Source organism: Micromonospora sp. NPDC005305 (genome assembly GCF_040607315.1).
Classification (GTDB): Bacteria; Actinomycetota; Actinomycetes; order Mycobacteriales; family Micromonosporaceae; genus Micromonospora.
Genome location: NZ_JBEXGL010000006.1, coordinates 108,112 through 126,330 on the forward strand (window position 1 = coordinate 108,112; position 18,219 = coordinate 126,330).

Sequence of the window (18,219 nt, forward strand, 5' to 3'; positions counted from 1 at the left end):
GCAGCCGCCCGCCCAGCGGATCAACGCCGGACGGAAAAAATTCCGGGCGGGGGTGGGGTGGAGTCGGTGGCGTCCGCGTCGTGGACCACCGGAACGCCCCCGACGAAGCGGTCCAGCTCGGCGCCGGACAGCACCCGGCCGGGGAACCAGTCGCCGGCGGCCCGCCGGGTCAGCTCCGGCACCGGCGGCTCCACCCGGGACGCCACGAGCACGAGATTGCCGTAGCGCCGGCCGCGCAGCACCGCCGCGTCGCCGACCACGCAGGCGCGGGGCAGCACGGTGCGCACCGTGGCGACCTGCCCGCGGGCGTGCCGCAGCGGCGGGCCGTCGGCGATGTTCGCCAGGTAGCAGCCGTCGGGCCGGAGCACCCGGGCCACCTCGGCGGCGTACTCGGCCGAGGTCAGGTGGGCGGGGGTGCGGGCGCCGGCGAAGACGTCCGCGACCACCACGTCGTAGCTGCCGTCCCGGCTCGACGTCAGGGTGGCCCGGGCGTCGGCGACCCGGACCCGCAGCCGCGGGTCGGCCGGCCAGGGCAGCTCCCGGCGCACCAGCTCCACGAGCGCGCCGTCCACCTCGGACACCCGTTGGGTCGAGCCGGGGCGGGTGACCTGGACGTAGCGGGGCAGGGTGAGCGCGCCGCCGCCCAGGTGCAGCACCCGCAGCGGCGCGCCGGCCGGTGCGACCAGGTCGATGGCGGCGGCCAGCCGCCGGACGTACTCGAACTCCAGGTGGGTGGGGTCGGTGAGGTCCACATGGGACTGCGGGGCGCCGTCGAGCAGCAACGTCCAGGAGCCCGGCCGGTCCGGGTCGGGCACCAGCTCGGCCTGCCCGGTGTCGACCTGCGTGACCGCCCGGTCCGCGCCGCGCCGCCGGCCCATCAGCGCCGGATCCCGCGGGCCGCCGCGGTGAGCACCCGGTGCAGCAGGCGGGCGTCGCCGAGCATCCCGCGCAGCCGCCGCTCCAGGCCGGCGATGGGGATGAGGTTCTGCGGGGCGCGCGGATCCTTGTACGGGGTGGAGGCGAACCGGGGCAGCGTGACCAGGGACAGGTCGGCCAGCGCGATGGCCTCGGTCTCGGTCAGCTCGGCGGAGCACTCGACCCGCACGATGCCGGCCCACGGGGCGCCGCCGGCCACCGGCAGCCGCAGGTACCACGAGTAGCCGCCCCACGCGGTGCCCAGCCGGAACACCGGGCAGCGCTGCCCCGGGGCCAGCCCGGTGACCACCGCGGTGAGCCGGCCGTCCAGGTACTGGCTGTGCTGCGTCTTGATGTAGCCGAGGGTGCGGGGCAGGTTCCGCCGGCTGCGCAGCGGCCCGTCCACTACCAGCAGGTCGCCGTCGGCCCGCACGGCGTCGGAGACCGCCACCTCCAGGGCGGTCAGCGGGCCCTGCACGGCGGCCGGGAGCTTGCTCAGCTCGCCCGTGCCGCTCACCCGGTGCACCGGGTAGCGGATCGCGCCGGCCACCACGTCCTGCGCCGACGGGCTGGCGGTGAACAGGCCCCGGCCCACCCGCGAACCGGCCAGCTCCGCCGCGCCCCGCTCCAGGTCACAGCGGACCACCCCCGCCGCGTACGACGCGGCGATGCCCGGGAACGAGCCGCCGTCGTCCTCCGCCGTCCAGACGCTGGCGTCGATCCGGCGCACCCCGTCGACCAGCAGCACCACGTCGGGAGCGGCGACGTCGCGCCGCACGTCGACGGCCCGCCAGTCGGCGGCGGGCAGCTCGACGTCGGCGTCGACCTGGGCGCTGCTCGGCGCCGCCGGCCCGCCCCCGCCCGCCTCGAACGACGCCCCGTAGGCCGGGTCCCACGCGTCGACGAAGAACCGGGCCCCCGCCCTCGACGGTCCCGTCACGCCGCGCTCCTCACAGGCCCGTCCGTTCGACGCGGGCCGTGCGGGCATCCTTGCGGACCTCGAAGCGGACCGGGATCCGCTCGGCGAGCGCCGGCACGTGGGTGACCACGCCGACCATCCGGTCGCCCCGGGCGGCCAGGTTCTCCAGGGTGGCCGCGACCGTGTCGAGGGTGGCCGCGTCCAGCGTGCCGAAGCCCTCGTCGAGGACGATCGACTCCAGGCTGGCCGCGCTCGTGGACATCCCGGCGAGCTGCTCGGAGAGGGCCAGCGCCAGGGCCAGCGACGCCTGGAACGTCTCCCCACCGGAGAGGGTCCGCACCCCCCGCCGCAGCCCGGCGTCGTGGTGGTCGACCACGAAGAACTCGCCCTTGTCGTGCACCAGGTCGTACTGGCCGCCGGAGAGTTCGCGCAGGATCCGCGAGGCGCCCTCGACCAGCAGGTCCAGCGCCTCGGCCAGCAGCCAGCGCTCGAAGTTGTTGGCCCGCAGGTGCCCGGCGAGGGCGCGCGCCACCCGGGCCTCCCGCTCGTGGCCGGCCCGCTGCCCGCGCAGCTCGGCGGCCTGCTCGCGGCGCTCCTCCAGCCGGCGCAGCTCCGCCTCGGCCCGCTCCACCGCCACGGCGGCGTCGCGCTGCGCGTCCTGCGGCACGGGCAGCCCGGCGGCGTCGAAGAGCCCGCCGATCCGCTCCGCGACCGCGCCCGCCGCCGCCTCGGCCGCGTCGACGGCGGCGGCCAGCCCGGCCCGGTCGGCGCGGCGCCGCCCGGCCTGCTCACCGGCCCAGCCGGCGAGGGCCGTCCAGGCGGCGGCCACGTCGTCACGGTCGGCGGCCGGCGGGCCGAACCGGGCCAGCCCGTCGCGGACCGTGTCGAAGTCCCGCCAGGCCCGGCGCAGCCGCTCCTGCGCCGCGTCGAGGGAGCCGCGGGCCCGGCGTGCGGCGTCGCGCCCGGCGCGGACCGCGCCCGCCGCCTCCTCCAGCGCCCGGCGCAGCCGGGCGTGCTCGGTCAGGGACCCGCGCAGCGCCTCCGGCGTGGCGGCGCCGGCGAGCTGCCCGTCCAGCTCGGCCAGCCGCGCCCCGAGCTGGTCGTGCTCGGCCCGGGCGCGCAGCAGCACCCGGTCCAGCTCGCGGGCGGCCGCGTCGCGCTCCTGCACCACCCGCTTGGCGGCCTCGCTGGCCGCCCGGGCCGCCTTGCCCGCCGCGAGGGCCCGGGTGACCGCCGAGCCCTTCGGCACGGCCGGCACCCGGGAGACCTGCTGCTCGCAGACCGGGCAGGGGGCGCCGTCGACCAGGTGCGCCCGCAGCGCCACCGCCTGGTCGACGGCCTTCGCCTCCTCGTGCGCCCGGAACGCCGCCTCCAGCTCCGCCTCGGCCCGCTCGGCCCCGGCCCGGGCCGCGGCGAGCGCACCGGCCGCCGCGTCGTGCTCGGCCTGCGCGGCGTCGACCGCCGCGCGGACCGTCGCCGCCTCGCCGGTCAGCCGCTCCCGGTCGGCGTAGGCCTTGAGCTGGAGGCGCAGCGTGCTCTCGTCACCGGCCGCGGCCAGCTCGCCGCGCAGCTTCTCCTCGCGCTCCTCGGCCAGCCCGACGGCCGCGGTCGCCTCGTCGGCGGCGGTCCGCGCGGCGGACACCGCCCGGGCCAGCTCCGCGATCCCGTCCGGCGGCCGGACCCCGGCCAGCACGGTCAGCTCGGCGTCGAGCGCCGCGAGCGCCGCCGCCTGCTCGCGCGCCGTCGCCCGCACCCGCTCCAGCTCCGGTACGGCCGCCGCGACCGCCCCGGCCAGCTCCCGCATGCGGTCGACCCGCTCCCGGGCGGCGGCCAGGCTCCCGTCGTCGACGTCGGCGAGACCGCCGAGCACCTTGTCGACCGCCTCCAGCCTCGCCTCGGCCTGCCCGGCGCGCTCGGTGGCCTTCTTCTGCACCTCCTCGTAGATGCCCAGCCCGAGGAGGTTGACGAGGATCTGCTGCCGGGTGGCCGGCTTGGCGTGCAGGAAGTCGGCGAACTGCCCCTGCGGCAGCACCACGCAACTGGTGAACTGCTCGTACGGCAGGCCGACGGCGTCCAGCACCGCCTGCTCCATCTCGGCGGGGGTGCCGGCCACCACCTCGCCCAGATCCTCCGGGCTGAGCCCGGTGTCGAGCTTGGTGACGTCGAACCCGGGCGGCATGAGCTGGAGCCCGGCGTTGGCCGTCTTCACGGTGCCCCGGCCGTCCCGGCGGACCACCCGGGTGGCCACGTAGCGGTCGCCGGCGGACTCGAAGACCAGCCGTACCCGGGCCTCGGTGGCGGACGGGGCGAGGGCGTTGGCCAGGCCCCGCGTGCCGCCCCAGCGCGGCACGGTGCCGTAGAGGGCGAAGCAGATCGCGTCGAGCACCGTCGACTTGCCCGAGCCGGTCGGCCCGACCAGCGCGAAGAAGTCCGCGTCGGTGAAGTCGACGGTGGTCTCCTCGCGGAAGACCGTGAAGCCCGCCATGTCCAGCCGCATGGGCCGCATCAGTGCTCGACCTCCTCGAGCAGCTCGTCGAAGAGCTCCCGGACGTCCTCGTCGGCGTGGCCCCGGCTGCCCAGGTAGTCGGCGAACAGCTCGCGCGGCGAGCGCCCGGCCCGCTGGGCGGTGCGGGTGCCGCTGCCCGGCGCGGGCACCAGCTCCGGGTCGATCCGGATCTCCAGCGCCCGGGGGAGCAGCTCCTGCACCTCCTCCCGCAGCCCGGCGCGGGGCTGCTCGCGGACGTAGACCCGCAGCCAGCCGTCGGGCACGTCGATCTCGGCGAGCTGGGCCAGGGTGCCGCGGACCGTGTGCAGCGGGACGGCACCGGGCACCGGCACCTCCCGGATCTGCGCGGCGGTCGTCGCGGTCACCTCGACGATCGTCACCGACCCGACGTTCTCCTGCTCGCCGAAGTCGACGGCGAGCGGGCTGCCGCTGTAGCGGACCGGGCAGGGGCCGATCACCCGCTGGGAGCGGTGCAGGTGGCCCAGCGCCACGTAGTGCGCGTTGCCCGGGAACACGGTCGCCGGCACGGCGTAGCCGAGCACGGTGTGCGCGTCCCGCTCGCCGCCGCCGGTGCTCGCCCCGACCACGGTCAGGTGGGCGGTGACCAGGTGCACCCGGTCCGGCTCGGTGAACCCCTCGGCCAGCCGGGCGAGCACCCGCCCGAGGTGGTCGGCGTAGGTCTGGTTGGCCTCGGCGGGGGTCAGCTCGTACATCTCCACGGCGCGCACGGCGTAGCGCTGGGAGAGGAAGGGCAGCGCGGCGACCTGCCAGCGCTCGCCGTCGCGGGTGGTGCCGTCGATGACGTGCTCGGCCGGATTGTCCCGGACGCTGCCCCGCAGCGTGATCCCGGCGGCCTCGGCCCAGGGGCGCAGCGCGTCGAGCGCCGCGCCGTTGTCGTGGTTGCCGCCGATCGCCACCACGTCCGCCCCGGTGCGGCGCAGCGCGGTCAGCGCCCGGGTGACCAGCCGGGTCGCCTCCGGGGTGGGCGCGGCTGTGTCGTAGAGATCGCCGGCCACGATCACCAGGTCGGGCCGCTCGACCCGGGCGATCTCGATCACCTGGGCGAGCACCTGCTTGTGCTCGTCGGCCCGGGACTGCCCCTTGAGGACCTTGCCGACGTGCCAGTCGGAGGTGTGCAGGATCTTCATGGTCAGCCCTCTAGAACGGGATGTCGTCGTCGGAGGTGCCCGAGCCGACCACCGCGAACGGGTCGGCCGCCTGGGTGATCGAGCGCAGCGTCTCCGAGGGCGCCCGGCCGGCCTCGGAGACCCGGGTGGCCCAGGCCGGGAAGGGGAACTCCAGGCAGAGCGGGACCGGGATGTCGGGCTGGTTGACGAACATGGTGCCCGGCTTGGCCAGCAGGGCGCGCTGCCGCTGGGCGGGCGGCAGGAAGCCGTATTCCGGGCGGGACGCCTCGGCCGGGTCGAGCCGGCCGACCACCCGGATCGCCGAGTTGGTGACGATCCGCCGCTCCACCTCGCTGGCGGTCTGCTGGGCGCCCACCAGGATCACCCCGAGCGAGCGGCCCCGCTCGGCGATGTCGAGCAGCACCTCCTTGATGGGGGAGGAGCCCTCCCGGGGCGCGTACTTGTTGAGCTCGTCGAGGACGACGAAGAGCAGCGGCTTCGCGGTGCCCGCCTTCTCCTTGCGCTCGAACTCGCTCTTGAGCGTCACGCCGACCACGAAGCGCTGCGCCCGGTCCGGCAGGTTGTGCAGGTCGACCACCGTGACCTGGGCGGACTCGGCCGTGTTGATCGAGTGCGGGCGGCGGGTGGCCAGGTCGCCCCGGATGAGCCGGCCCAGGTCCTTCTTGCTGCCGATCAGCCGGCGGGCGAACGCGTTGACCGTGCCGAGACCGACCGCGCTGCCCGCCCAGTCGCCCCGGGTCTCGTCGTCGTTGAGCTGCTCGACGACGTGATCGACCAGGTCGGCGTAGGACCCCAGCCGCACCCCGTCGATGCTCACCCCGCCGTCGGCGGGCTGGGCGTATCTCGCCAGGTGGGCGGCGACCGAGTGGACCACCATCGTGTACTGCTGCCGCTCGTCGTCGGCGTCGGCGAAGACGTAGGGCAGCAGGCGGTCGGCGCAGAACTCGCTCAGCGTCCAGTAGAAGCTGTCCACCCCGGTGAGCCGGCTGCTCACATCCGGCGTGCCGGAGGAGTCGCCGACCCGGGGCGGGGCGTGGACCCGGACGTCGGGGAAGGCGCCCGCGTCGAGCCCGAGCTTGGCGTAGCCGGCCCGGGTGGCGTCGTCGAGCCGGGTGTTGGGATGGTCGAGGAACAGCAGGTCCTCGCCCTTGACGTTGAAGATGAGCGCCTTGGCGTTGACCGCGTCGCCGCCCAGCACCCCGGAGCGGAACACCGAGTAGAGCAGGAAGGTGGCGAAGCTGGTCTTGGTGGCCACGCCGGAGATGCCGGAGATGGAGACGTGCGCGCCCCGGGTGCCGTCGAGGAAGTCGGCGTTGAGGTAGACCGGGACGCCGTCGCGACCCATGCCCATCGGGATGCGCCGCTCCATCCGGTCGAAGTGCAGCGCTCGGGCCCGGGCGTCGCCCTCGGCCCGGTGCACCACGGCGCCCGGGGTGGGCGGCACGTAGAACTCCGGGTCGACGCGGGTGGTGGTGATCTCCGCGGCCTCCTGCACCTGGGCCGGCAGGGTGCCGTCGGCGATGGCGAACACGTCGGAGTCGAACTGCGCGCCCTCGTGCCGGGCGCGGACCTGGGTGACCACGCCGGCGATGGTGACCGGCTCCCGGTCGGGCAGCTCGCGGCGGGTCACCACGACATCGTCGAGCTGGAGGTAGCTGCCGGGGGCGACGGCCGTCCAGAAGGTGAGCGGGGTGGCGTCGGCGGTGCCGAGCACCCGGCCGACCCCGTCGCCGGGGCCGTCGAGCAGGTCGTCGGTCATCGGCAGTCTCCGGTCGGCTGGTCGTCCCGTTCGCGGCGCACGTCGTGCATCCTGCCCGAGGTGTGCGACAGGTTGCCACGCGACGCGGCGGACGCCACCTCGCCGGTCCACCGACCGTGCGCAGCGGCGCCACCCGCTGACTCTCCGTACGCCCTGGTCGGCCATTCCGGCACCGCCGGGCGGGCTCCCGGGGGATCCTGCAAGGGGCCGGAGATCGGAAGGCACGAGGAGCGGCGGTGGAAGCAGTCCGAAACCGGACGGCGTTGCTGCTGGCGCTCGCCGTGCTGCCGCCGGTGCTGCAGGAGGCCGTGCTGGTGGGCATCGGTTTCCACGGCGCCCGGGGGCTGGCGCCGCAGGTGACCGCGGTCTGGCCCTACGACTCGTTCCACGACCTGCGGTGGCTGCTGGTCTACCACGACTCCTGGTGGAACTTCGGCCTCGGGCTGGTGGTGCTCACCGTGTTCCGCGGGCTGCTCTCCGCCGGGCTCACCGCGCTGGCCTGGCCGGCGGGGTCGGCGCGTCCCACGTTCGGCTGGCTGGTCCGGCGGAACCTGGAGGTGGCCGCCCTCGCCCTCGTCATCATCTCCCCGTGGGCCGCGATCTCGGTGGCCTTCGCCGCGGTCGCGCTCTCGCTCTACCTGTTCGCCTCGCTCGCCCCGATGCTGGTGCTCGCCCCGTTCCTCCAGCGCGCCGGCGTGGTCGCGCACTGGTGGCGCGGCCTGCCCACCATCGAGCTGCTCGGCTGGTCGGTGCTCAATTTCGTGGTGCTCACCGTCGCGGGCGCGGTCATCTCCAGCACGTCGGGCTGGTGGGGCGTCCCCGTGGCCGCGCTCGCCGGCCTGGCCAACGGTTTGCTCTGGCAGCGCACCGTGTCGGCGGCCGTGCAGCCGGCCCGGATCCGCCTGGCCCGGACCCCGGTCGCGCCGGTGGCCATCGCCCTCACCATGGCCGCCGCGGTCGGGTCGCAGTCGCTCGTCGGCCTGGCGACAGGTCCACCGGCGGAGTGGCGGCCCCCGCTGCTCACCGAGCGGCTACCCGACCGGGTGCCGCACGCGGTGATCGCCATCGCCGGGCACGACTCGCGGTGGAACGGCCGGCAACCGGCGGACCCCCGGGTCGAGCGCTTCTCCTATCGGGGTCTCGACGGGCAGCGGCGGCCGTTGCCGTACACGCCGGAGGACACCCACCAGCCCCTCGACTCCAGCGCGGTGCTGCTCGCCGCGCAGGTCGACCAGCTGCACCGCCGGACCGGCCGGCCGGTCGCCCTGCTCGGGTTCAGCGAGGGGGCCATGGTGGCGCGGACCTACCTGGACCGGTGGGCACAGCCCCTGCCGGTGGAGGCGGTGCTGCTGTTCAGCCCGCTCATCCAGCCCGGCCGGGCCTACTACCCGCCCCCGGGTTACAGCGGGTGGGGCGTGGCGGCCGGCTGGGAGCTGCGCGGGATCTTCTGGCTGGCCAACCTGGGTCGCAGCGTGAAGAGCCGTCCGGACGAGCCGTTCGTGCGGTCGGTGCTGGTCAACGCCCCGTTCTACCGCAACCGCACGCTCTGCCCGGTGGCCGGGGTCCGCATGATCGCCTTCCTGCCCACGGTCAGCGCGGCCGAGGCGCCGCCCGGCGAGTACAGCCGCATCCCGGTGTTCCAGTTGCCCGCCCTGCACGGCGGGCTGATCGGCCAGCGGCTCGCCCAGAAACGGGTGGTCGACTTCCTGGCCGGCGGCCGGGTGGACGAACCCCGCCGGGAGTACCGCCTGCTCCAGCGGCTGGGCGCCGCCTGGCAGGCGCCGCCGCTCGCGCTGGCCGTCAACCCGGTGTGGGCGGCCGCCCGGGAGGGCGACCCCGCCTTCTCCGGGCGGATCTGCGAGCCGCGCTGACCGGCGGCCTCACCCCGCCCGGCCGGCGACCGGGCGGTGCCGGAGCAGCAGCCGGATCGCCGCCGCGTCGACGGCGGCCACGATGAGCAACCGGATCGGCGCGTACGGCAGCATGAGCAGGTCCACGGCGATCGCCAGCCCGGCGCAGCCGATCGCGACGGTGCCGGCGCCCCGCCGGCCGGTGACCGCCCCCAGCCCGGCGAGCGCGACCGCGGCCCCGATCGCCATCTGCAGCCACGCCCAGAAGGTCAGGTCGACCTGGTGCATGCCGCCCTCGCTGAGCACCACGAAGACCCCGGACCGGAGCATGCCGAACGCGGCCAGCACGTCGGCCAGGCCGGTGGCGACCAGCAGCCCACCGGCGAGGACCGGGCGATCGGTCCGCACCGGCGCCGTCCCGGTCGCCTGCGGTGTCCGCATTCCCCGAGGTTACGGCGCTGATCAACGGCGGGTTCCCGAGACGGCACAGCCCGACCCGGCGGGGCGCGGGATCCGGTGCCGGAGCACCACACCCCGCGTCCCCGCGTGGCGTCGCGTGGTGCCTCAGCCGGCGGCGAGCACCTCGCGCAGCCGGGCGGCGAAGGCCGGCGGGTCCTCGGCGAAACCGAGGTGCCCGCCCGGGAACATCGCCGGCGAGGTGCCCAGCGCCGCCGCGAGCGCCCGGGAGGTGCGGTCGCAGACCTCACCGGTCGACTGCTCCCCGAGACCGACGACGACCCGGGTCGGGCCGTCGCGCAGCGCGTCGACGTCGGGCCGGAAGCGGGTGGTTCCCCGGATCATGTGCAGGTACTGGAAGTGCTCGTCGGCCGCCGCCTGCGGATCGGGCTCGCCGCCGAACATGCCGAGCACCACCTCCTCCGGCAGGTGGATGTTCGCGCTGGCGAGGAACTTGCGCCCGGCGCCGAGCCGGTCCCCGGCACGGTAGGTGGCGATCATGTCGTCCTCGCGGGCCAGCAGGTCCGCCCGGTCCGGCAGCAGGCCGAGCAGCGGCGGTTCGTGCGCGACGACCGTGTGCACCAGGGTGGTACCCGCCTGGGCCAGGGCCAGGACGGTCACCGCGCCGCCGCTGGACCCGAGCACGGCGGCCGGACCCGCGTCGACGTGGGCGAGGAGCCGGGCGACGTCGTCGGCCCGCAGTTCGGGAGTCGAGTCCTGGTGCGGGTCGTGCAGGACGCTGCGGCGGATTCCGCGCGGGTCGGTGGTCAGCACGGTGTGCTCCGCGGCCAGCAGGTCGGCCAGTGGCGCGAAGGCGTCGGCGTCCATCGGGGCGGCGACCAGGGCCACGAGCGGGCCCCGCCCGCGCACCTCGTAGTGGAGCCGCCCGTCGGGCACCGCCAGGGTGCCGGTGGTGACGGGCGCGGTGGACATGCTGCTCATCGGGTCCTCCAGGGTCGTGGCGGGCGAGCCGTTCACTGTCCTGACTCCGGTGCTGCGGCAGAATCGTCGGTTGTGAGCGTCAGTTCCCCGACCGCCGCCGGGTCACCCGACCGCGCCCCGGTCGACGAGGCCGCCTTCACGGCGCTCGTCGCGCCGCTGCGCCGGGACCTGCACGCCCACTGCTACCGGATGCTCGGCTCGGTCCACGACGCCGACGACGCCCTCCAGGACGCGCTGCTGCGGGCGTGGCGGGGGCTGCCGACCTTCGCCGGGCGCGGCTCGCTGCGCTCGTGGCTCTACACCGTGACGACCCGGGTCTGCCTCGACGCCATCGCCGGCCGTGCCCGGCGGGCCCTGCCGGTCGACCTCGGCCCGGCCAGTGACAGCGCCGTGCCCGACAACCGCCCGGCCCACGACGTCGCCTGGCTCGGCCCGTACCCGGACGCCGGCCTCGCGCCCGGCCCGGTCGCCCCGGGCGCGCGGTACGAGCAGCGCGAGGCGGTCGAGCTGGCCTTCGTGGCCGCGGTGCAGCACCTGCCGGGCAACCAGCGGGCGGCGCTGCTGCTCTTCGACGTGCTCGGCTACTCGGCCGCGGAGATCGGCGCCATGCTGGGCACGTCGACCACGTCGGTCAACTCGGCCCTGGCGCGCGCCCGCCGCGTGCTGGCCGAGCGGGCTCCCGCCGCGACCCAGCAGCGCACCCTGCGGATGCTCGACGACGTCCGGCTGCGCGAGGTCGTCACCGGCTACACGACCGCGCTGGAGAACGGCGACGCGGACGCCCTCGTCGCCCTGCTCAGCGAGGACGTCACCTGGTCCATGCCGCCCATGCCGCACTGGTACCGGGGCGTCGCGGCCGTGCTGGACTTCGCCCGGTCGGCGCCGCTCGGCCCGTGCGGCAGCTGGCGGCACCTGCCGGCCAACGCGAACGGCCAGCCCGCGGTCGCCGGCTACCTGCGCCCGGGCGGGACCGGCCCGTACCTGCCGTGGTCGGTCGACGTGCTGACGTTGCGGGGTGACCGGATCGCCGGGATCACCTCGTTCGTGGGCGGGGCGCACTTCGCGGCGTTCGGGCTGCCGGACTCCCTGCCGCCGGCCCGCTGACCCGTGCCGGCACGGCGTGGGCCCGTCCGCTCCGCCGCGGCCGGGGCGGGCTGCCCGCGTACCCCTTCCGGGTGCCGGCCCCCGCGGCGGCCCTGGGTCAGGCGGCCGGGGCGGCGCCGGCGGGCGGCGCGCTGCCCGGGTCGCGGGCGTAGCGGAGCATGAGCACGCCGTCGGCGGCGGCCAGCACGTGGCGCAGCGGCAGGTGCCGCGGCGCGCTGCCGGGTCCGGCGGTGATCCGGCCCGGGCCGGCCCCGGCGAGCAGCGGCGCGACGGTCAGGCACAGCTCGTCCACCAGGTCGGCCGCGGTGAGCGCGCCGAACAGCTGCGGCCCGCCCTCGCAGAGCACCTGGCCCAGCCCGCGCCGGCGCAGCTCGGCGAGGCCGGCGGCCAGGTCGACCCGCTCCGCGCCGCAGCGGACGAGGTCGGCCACCTCGGTCAGGCCGGGCGGCGGGTCGGCGGCCGCGTGGGTGAGCACGAGCGGCCGGACCGGCGCGTCGGCGAAGCACGCCTGGGCCGGGTCGAGGTCCAGCGAGCCGGAGACCACCACGAGGGTGGGGTATTCGGTCAGGCCCTGCTCGCGGCGCCAGGCGCGGCGCGCCTCGCCGAGCCGGACCGCCCGGTAGCCCTCGTGGCGCAGCGTGCCGGCGGCCACCAGGAGCCCGTCGCAGAGCATCCGGAGCAGGCCGAAGACGCGCTTGTCCGGCTCGCCGGACAGGCCGGCGGAGTAGCCGTCCAGGGTGACCGCGCCGTCGGCGCTGGCCACGAAGTTCACCCGCAGGTGGGGACGGGTCGCGCGGCCGTAGAGCGCGGCCAGCTCCGGATCGGTCAGCGGCCCGGTGACGGGCGTCGGCCAGATCCGTTCGATCGGGGTTCCGACGCTCATTCGCCGGCCGGACCGGTGACCGGAGGGGTGGGTTCGGGGGTACGGTGCTGGCAGTCGCACCACTTCCGGCCTGGACAGTCGTCGTGCCGCCGCTCCCGGCACGCTCGGCAGATCATGTGGGCAGCCTATGCCGAGGAAGGATGGGACAGCATGTCGCGTCAGATCTTCCAACTGAAGGTCTCCCTCGCCGGGGTCCGTCCGCCGGTGTGGCGGCGGGTGCTGGTGCCCGGCGGCTACACCCTGGACCGGCTGCACCGGGTGGTCCAGCACGCGATGGGCTGGCGCGACTGCCACCTGCACTCGTTCGACGTCGGCGGCCGCCAGTACGGCGAGCCCGACCCGGACGGCGAGCTGGCGCTGCGCGACGAGCTGGACGTCCGGCTGGACGCGGTGGTGGGCAAGGGCGACCGGTTCCGCTACACCTACGACTTCGGCGACTGGTGGGAGCACGACGTGGTGGTCGAGGACGTGTGCACGGCCGACCCCGACGAGCGCTACCCGGCCTGCGTCGAGGGGGAGCGCGCCTGCCCGCCCGAGGACGTCGGCGGCCCGGCCGGGTACGCCGTCCTGCTGGCCGCGCTGGCCGACCCGGGGCACGCCGAGCACCGGATGATGCGGGAGTGGGCCGGCGCCGGCTTCGAGCCGGAGTTCTTCGCCGCCGATCGGGCCACCACCCTGCTGCGCCGCTTCTGCTGATCGTCCCTCCGCGAGTGCGCCCGGGAGCCACGCGGTAACGATCTGGGAACGCTCCCATCGGTCTATTGACACCCCTGATACCTGCCGGCAATCTCATGGGAGCGCTCCCGGACGTGTGTCTCAAGCCACATCGCTCGTCGCGGCGGCGCCCCAGAACCAGAGCCTCACCATGCGACCCGCCCGGCCGACGGGCGGGCGGGCGCGAGTCAGAACCCACCACACGAGTTACCCACCTGAGAGGGGTCAGGGATGAGCGTCATGAGGCGCCGGCTCCGAATTGCTGCGGCCGCCGTGCTGGCCGCGGGCGTTGCTCTCGGCAGCGCCGGGTGCAGCAAGAAGAACGACGACGAGGGGTCCACCGGCGAGGGCGGCCAGGTCAAGCTGGTCCTGCAGACCTTCCAGAACTTCGGCTACGACCAGGCCATCAAGGACTTCGAGGCGGCGCACCCGAACATCAAGGTCGAGCACCAGAAGATGGGCGAGCTGCGCGACTTCCAGCCGAAGCTGGTGCAGTGGCTCGCCGCCGGCAGCGGTGCCGGTGACGTGGTTGGTCTGGAGGAGGGCGTCCTGCTCGGGTACGTCCAGAACCCCGACAAGTTCGCCAACCTGCTCGACCTGGGCGCCGGTGAGGTGAAGGCCAACTTCCCCGAGTGGAAGTGGAACAACGCCCTCACACCGGATGGCAAGAAGCTGATCGGGCTCGGCACCGACGTCGGTGGACTCGCCATGTGCTACCGCAAGGACCTGTTCCAGCAGGCCGGTCTGCCCACCGACCGGGACGAGGTCTCGAAGCGGATGACCACCTGGCAGGACTACATCGCGCTGGGCAAGGAGTTCAAGGCCAGCGGCAAGGTCAAGGCCGCCTGGCTGGACAGCGCGACCAGCCTGATGCAGCCGTACGTCATGCAGAACTCGCAGACCTTCTTCTTCGACAAGGACAACAAGTTCATCGGCGACACCAACCCGGTCATCAAGCAGACCTGGGACCTGGGCCTGCAGATGGCCAAGGATGGGCTGACCGCCAAGACGCAGCGGTGGAGCGCCGACTGGGACGGGGCCTTCAAGAACTCCGCGTTCGCGACCCTGCCCTGCCCGGCCTGGATGACCGAGGGTGTCATCGCCCCGAAGTCCGGCCCGGCGAACTCCGGCAAGTGGGACATCGCCACCATCCCCGGCGGCGGCGGCAACTGGGGTGGTTCCTACCTGGCCGTGCCGGCGCAGACCAAGCACCCGAAGGAGGCGTACGAGCTGGCCAAGTACCTGACCAGCAAGGAGGGCCACCTGGCGGCGTTCAAGGAGGCGGGCGCGATGCCGTCCGACATCGCCGGCCTCGACGACCCGGCGTTCAAGGACAAGACGAGCGAGTACTTCAGCGGTGCGCCCACCGGCAAGATCTTTGGGGAGAGCGTCAAGAACATGAAGCCGGTCTTCCTCGGTGCCAAGCACCAGCAGGTCTGGGAGACCATCTTCGAGCCGCAGATGCAGGCGGCCGAGCGTGGCCGGCTCAGTGCGGATGCCGCCTGGACGAAGGCGGTGGACGAGGCCAAGAAGGCGACCAGCTGAGTCGCCGGTGACCGGCCGAGCCCACGGTGATCCGCTGCCCGTGGGCTCGGCGGCGGCGCCCACACCCGCCCCAGGGTGTGGGCGTCGCGGCGAGGTCGCCGCCGCCCCACCTCCCGGAAGGACCCGCAATGAGTTCTACTGTCGGCGCGGTACCACCATCGCGCGCCGCTTCGCCGCCCCCGTCCGCCCCGCTGCACCGCCGCCGGTCGTACCGGCTCGGCCGCTGGGACCTCAAGTACTCCCCGTACCTGTATGTCGCGCCGTTCTTCGTCCTCTTCGGGGTCTTCGGCCTCTTCCCGGTCCTCTACACGGTCTACGTTTCGCTCTTCGACTACGAGCTGCTGAGCGGAACCAAGGAGTACGCGGGGCTGGAGAACTACCGCCTCCTGATGCAGGACGCCCAGTTCTGGAACGCCGCCTACAACACCCTTGGCATCTTCCTGCTCAGCACCGTGCCGCAGCTCATCGTGGCGCTGATGCTCGCCAACCTGCTGAACCGGCAGATGAAGGCCCGCACGCTGCTGCGGATGGGTGTGGTCATCCCCAACATCACCTCGGTGGCCGCGGTCGGCATCATCTTCGCGCTGATCTTCGCGGACCGGTACGGCCTCATCAACTGGTTGCTCGGCACGGTGGGATTCGACCCGATCGCCTGGCGGGACAACCGCTTCGCCTCCTGGTTCGCCATCGCCTTCATGGTCGACTGGCGGTGGACCGGCTACAACGCGCTCATCTACCTCGGTGCCATGCAGGCCATCCCCAAGGACCTGTACGAGTCGGCGTCGCTGGACGGCGCCTCGACCTGGCGGCAGTTCTGGTCGATCACGGTGCCGCTGATCCGGCCGACGATCCTCTTCACGATCATCATCTCCACCATCGGTGGCTTCCAGATCTTCACCGAGCCCCTGATGTACGGGAACGGGCTGGTCCGCGGCGGGGTGGACCACCAGTTCCAGACCCTGGCCATGTACATCTACGAGAAGACCTTCACCGGGAACGCCGAGTACGGGTACGGCTCCGCGATGTCCTGGTTGCTCTTCATGATGATCATCGTCTTCGCGCTGATCAACTTCGTGCTGGTACGCCGGTCGGTGAAGGGAGACAAGAAGTGACCACGACGCAGACCCTGCCCCGTTCGGTCACCCCGCCTCCGGTGCCGTCCCGCCGCCACGGCCGCGGTCGGCTGCCCGGCGCCCAGCTCTGGCAGGCCAGTCCGCTGACCTACCTCGCGCTCATCCTCGGCGGCGTACTGTCGATCTTCCCGATCATCTGGTCGTTCATCATCGCCTCGCGGGACAACAGCGCGGTCTACGAGATGCCGCCGACCCCCGGCGACCAGCTGTTCACCAACATCGACCGGATGCTCGCCAACGAGGACGCCGCGTTCATCTACGGTCTGGTCAACTCGGCCGTCGTGTCGACCGTCGTCACCATCTCGGTGATCTTCTTCTCCAGCCTGGCCGGCTTCGCTTTCGCCAAGCTCAAGTTCCGGGGCAGCAACGCGCTGCTGCTGATCATCATCATGACCATGATGGTGCCGACCCAACTCGGTGTCATCCCGCTCTACCTGATGATGGTGGAACTCGGCTGGACGGGCACCCTGCAGGCGGTCATCGTGCCGTTCCTGGTGCAGGGCTTCGGCGTGTTCATGATGCGCCAGTACGCGATGTCCGCGATCAGCGACGAGCTGATCGAAGCCGCCCGGCTCGACGGCTGCTCCACCTGGCGGATCTACTGGAACGTCGTGCTGCCCGCGCTGCGGCCGGCGGCGGCGGTGCTCGGCCTGCTGACCTTCATGCAGACCTGGAACGAGTTCCTCTGGCCGTTCATCGTGCTCACCCCGGACACCCCGACGGTGCAGTACTCCCTGAAGATCCTCTCGTCCGGGCTGTACCAGACGGACTACGTGGCGCTCTTCGCTGGCACCGCACTGGCGACCCTGCCACTGTTGATCGTGTTCATCATCTTCGGCCGCCAGATCATCGGCGGAATCATGGAAGGCGCCGTCAAGTCGTGAGCAACCCAGCCAGCCCGCCCGCCGTCGGCGTTCTCGACCAGGGTGCGGCAGCCACCTTCCCGCCCGGCTTCCTCTGGGGCGCGGCGACCGCCGCGTACCAGATCGAGGGCGCGGCGACCGAGGGCGGCCGCGGCCCGTCGATCTGGGACACCTTCAGCCACACCGAGGGGCGGACGGTGGCCGGGCACACCGGCGACGTGGCCTGCGACCACTACCACCGGATGCCCGACGACGTACGGCTGATGGCCGACCTCGGGCTGAAGTCCTACCGCTTCTCCGTCTCCTGGCCGCGCGTGCAGCCGGGCGGCGCCGGGGCGGTCAACCCCGAGGGGATGGACTTCTACCGGCGCCTGGTGGACGAGCTGCTGGGCCACGGCATCCAGCCCTGGCTGACCCTCTACCACTGGGACCTGCCCCAGCCGTTGGAGGACGCGGGCGGCTGGCCGGCCCGGGACACGGCCGCCCGGTTCGCCGACTACGCCCAGCTGGTCGCCGACGCCCTCGGCGACCGGGTGAAGTACTTCACCACGTTCAACGAGCCGTGGTGCTCGGCCTTCCTCGGCTACGGCTCCGGGGTGCACGCCCCCGGCCGGTCGGACGGGGCGGACGCGGTCCGGGCCGGGCACCACCTCATGCTCGGGCACGGGCTGGCCGTGCAGGCGCTGCGGGCGTCCCGCCCGGACGCGCAGCTCGGCATCACGGTCAACCTCTACCCGGTCACCCCCGCCACCGGGTCCCCGGCGGACGCCGACGCCGCCCGCCGGATCGACGCGCTGGCCAACCGGTTCTTCCTCGACCCGGTGCTGCGCGGGGCGTACCCGGCGGACCTCCTCGCCGACCTGCGCGAGGTCACCGACTTCGGGCACGTCCGGGACGGCGACCTGGCGGTCATCTCGACCCCGTTGGACATGGTGGGCGTCAACTACTACAGCCGGTACGTCGTCGCCGCGCCCGCGGAGACCGGGCCGGCGGAGGCCTACTGGCGGGCGCCCTCGTGCTGGCCGGGCAGCCAGGACGTCCAGTTCGTCACCCGGGGCGTCCCGGTGACCGACATGGGCTGGGAGATCGACGCCCCGGGCCTGGTGGAGACGCTGGAGCGGGTGCACAAGGAGTACACCGACCTGCCGCTCTACGTCACCGAGAACGGCTCCGCGTTCGTCGACGCGGTGGTCGACGGCCGGGTCGACGACCCGGACCGGCTGGCGTACTTCGACGCGCACCTGCGCGCCGCGCACGCCGCGATCGGCGCCGGGGTGCCGCTGAAGGGATACTTCGCCTGGTCGCTCATGGACAACTTCGAGTGGGCGTGGGGCTACACGAAGCGCTTCGGCATGGTCCACGTCGACTACGACAGCCAGGTGCGGACCCCGAAGTCCAGCGCCAGGTGGTACGCCGATGTGATCCGACGCAACGGCCTGGCCGCACAATAGGCTGGGCCAGCCAGTGACGGGCGGCCCGGCG

Annotated in this window: 15 protein-coding genes; 7 read left to right on the forward strand and 8 right to left on the reverse strand. The window is 74.0% G+C overall.

What is annotated here, in order from left to right:
• Window positions 1–20: 20 nt before the first annotated feature.
• The 5 genes from ABZS80_RS12605 to ABZS80_RS12625 are packed head-to-tail and all read right to left on the reverse strand — an operon-like array spanning window position 21 to window position 7,247.
• Entirely contained in the window at window positions 21–878 is an 858-nt protein-coding gene (locus ABZS80_RS12605; protein ID WP_355055825.1) for a fused MFS/spermidine synthase, read from the reverse strand.
• Entirely contained in the window at window positions 878–1,855 is a 978-nt protein-coding gene (locus tag ABZS80_RS12610; RefSeq protein WP_355055826.1) for a hypothetical protein, read from the reverse strand. Before ABZS80_RS12610 ends, ABZS80_RS12605 begins: the two co-directional genes overlap by 1 nt.
• A gap of 10 nt (window positions 1,856–1,865) precedes the next feature.
• Window positions 1,866–4,340, reverse strand: a complete 2,475-nt coding sequence (locus ABZS80_RS12615; protein WP_355055827.1) for an SMC family ATPase — start codon at window positions 4,338–4,340, stop codon at window positions 1,866–1,868.
• Window positions 4,340–5,488, reverse strand: a complete 1,149-nt coding sequence (locus tag ABZS80_RS12620) for an exonuclease SbcCD subunit D (protein ID WP_355055828.1) — start codon at window positions 5,486–5,488, stop codon at window positions 4,340–4,342. The genes ABZS80_RS12615 and ABZS80_RS12620 overlap by 1 nt, the downstream gene beginning before the upstream one ends.
• A gap of 10 nt (window positions 5,489–5,498) precedes the next feature.
• A complete protein-coding gene (locus ABZS80_RS12625) occupies window positions 5,499–7,247 on the reverse strand; it encodes an ATP-binding protein (protein ID WP_355055829.1) in 1,749 nt (582 codons plus the stop codon).
• A gap of 236 nt (window positions 7,248–7,483) precedes the next feature.
• Between ABZS80_RS12625 and ABZS80_RS12630 the strand changes: the two genes are divergently transcribed.
• A complete protein-coding gene (locus ABZS80_RS12630) occupies window positions 7,484–9,118 on the forward strand; it encodes a hypothetical protein (RefSeq protein ID WP_355055830.1) in 1,635 nt (544 codons plus the stop codon).
• A 9-nt stretch (window positions 9,119–9,127) separates the two neighbouring features.
• On the opposite strand, the gene ABZS80_RS12635 is transcribed toward ABZS80_RS12630, so the two are convergent.
• A complete protein-coding gene (locus tag ABZS80_RS12635) occupies window positions 9,128–9,538 on the reverse strand; it encodes a hypothetical protein (protein WP_355055831.1) in 411 nt (136 codons plus the stop codon).
• A gap of 123 nt (window positions 9,539–9,661) precedes the next feature.
• Entirely contained in the window at window positions 9,662–10,495 is an 834-nt protein-coding gene (locus ABZS80_RS12640; protein WP_355055832.1) for an alpha/beta hydrolase, read from the reverse strand.
• A gap of 72 nt (window positions 10,496–10,567) precedes the next feature.
• Between ABZS80_RS12640 and ABZS80_RS12645 the strand changes: the two genes are divergently transcribed.
• Window positions 10,568–11,599: a sigma-70 family RNA polymerase sigma factor gene (locus ABZS80_RS12645; protein WP_355055833.1), complete on the forward strand. Its 1,032-nt coding sequence runs from the start codon at window positions 10,568–10,570 to the stop codon at window positions 11,597–11,599.
• 97 nt (window positions 11,600–11,696) lie between these two features.
• Here ABZS80_RS12645 and ABZS80_RS12650 read toward each other — a convergent pair whose 3' ends face one another.
• A complete protein-coding gene (locus ABZS80_RS12650) occupies window positions 11,697–12,482 on the reverse strand; it encodes a pyrimidine reductase family protein (RefSeq protein WP_355055834.1) in 786 nt (261 codons plus the stop codon).
• Window positions 12,483–12,632: 150 nt separating this feature from the next.
• Between ABZS80_RS12650 and ABZS80_RS12655 the strand changes: the two genes are divergently transcribed.
• From ABZS80_RS12655 to ABZS80_RS12675, 5 genes are all read left to right on the forward strand, one after another.
• Window positions 12,633–13,178: a plasmid pRiA4b ORF-3 family protein gene (locus ABZS80_RS12655; RefSeq protein WP_355055835.1), complete on the forward strand. Its 546-nt coding sequence runs from the start codon at window positions 12,633–12,635 to the stop codon at window positions 13,176–13,178.
• 258 nt (window positions 13,179–13,436) lie between these two features.
• Window positions 13,437–14,741: an extracellular solute-binding protein gene (locus tag ABZS80_RS12660; protein WP_355055836.1), complete on the forward strand. Its 1,305-nt coding sequence runs from the start codon at window positions 13,437–13,439 to the stop codon at window positions 14,739–14,741.
• Window positions 14,742–14,869: 128 nt separating this feature from the next.
• Complete coding sequence (locus tag ABZS80_RS12665; RefSeq protein WP_151464026.1) at window positions 14,870–15,853, forward strand: sugar ABC transporter permease; 984 nt, start codon at window positions 14,870–14,872, stop codon at window positions 15,851–15,853.
• Window positions 15,854–15,924: 71 nt separating this feature from the next.
• Window positions 15,925–16,758: a carbohydrate ABC transporter permease gene (locus tag ABZS80_RS12670; protein ID WP_355056034.1), complete on the forward strand. Its 834-nt coding sequence runs from the start codon at window positions 15,925–15,927 to the stop codon at window positions 16,756–16,758.
• Window positions 16,755–18,188 (forward strand): GH1 family beta-glucosidase, encoded by a 1,434-nt coding sequence (locus ABZS80_RS12675; protein ID WP_355055837.1) that lies wholly within the window; start codon window positions 16,755–16,757, stop codon window positions 18,186–18,188. The genes ABZS80_RS12670 and ABZS80_RS12675 overlap by 4 nt, the downstream gene beginning before the upstream one ends.
• Window positions 18,189–18,219 lie beyond the last annotated feature (31 nt).

Coding starts and splice junctions, on each gene's coding strand:
- ABZS80_RS12605 (WP_355055825.1), bottom strand. CDS start 878: ATGGGCCGGCGGCGCGGCGCGGACCGGGCGGTCACGCAGGTCGACACC.
- ABZS80_RS12615 (WP_355055827.1), bottom strand. CDS start 4,340: ATGCGGCCCATGCGGCTGGACATGGCGGGCTTCACGGTCTTCCGCGAG.
- ABZS80_RS12620 (WP_355055828.1), bottom strand. CDS start 5,488: ATGAAGATCCTGCACACCTCCGACTGGCACGTCGGCAAGGTCCTCAAG.
- ABZS80_RS12625 (WP_355055829.1), bottom strand. CDS start 7,247: ATGACCGACGACCTGCTCGACGGCCCCGGCGACGGGGTCGGCCGGGTG.
- ABZS80_RS12635 (WP_355055831.1), bottom strand. CDS start 9,538: ATGCGGACACCGCAGGCGACCGGGACGGCGCCGGTGCGGACCGATCGC.
- ABZS80_RS12640 (WP_355055832.1), bottom strand. CDS start 10,495: ATGAGCAGCATGTCCACCGCGCCCGTCACCACCGGCACCCTGGCGGTG.
- ABZS80_RS12650 (WP_355055834.1), bottom strand. CDS start 12,482: ATGAGCGTCGGAACCCCGATCGAACGGATCTGGCCGACGCCCGTCACC.
- ABZS80_RS12655 (WP_355055835.1), top strand. CDS start 12,633: ATGTCGCGTCAGATCTTCCAACTGAAGGTCTCCCTCGCCGGGGTCCGT.
- ABZS80_RS12660 (WP_355055836.1), top strand. CDS start 13,437: ATGAGGCGCCGGCTCCGAATTGCTGCGGCCGCCGTGCTGGCCGCGGGC.
- ABZS80_RS12665 (WP_151464026.1), top strand. CDS start 14,870: ATGAGTTCTACTGTCGGCGCGGTACCACCATCGCGCGCCGCTTCGCCG.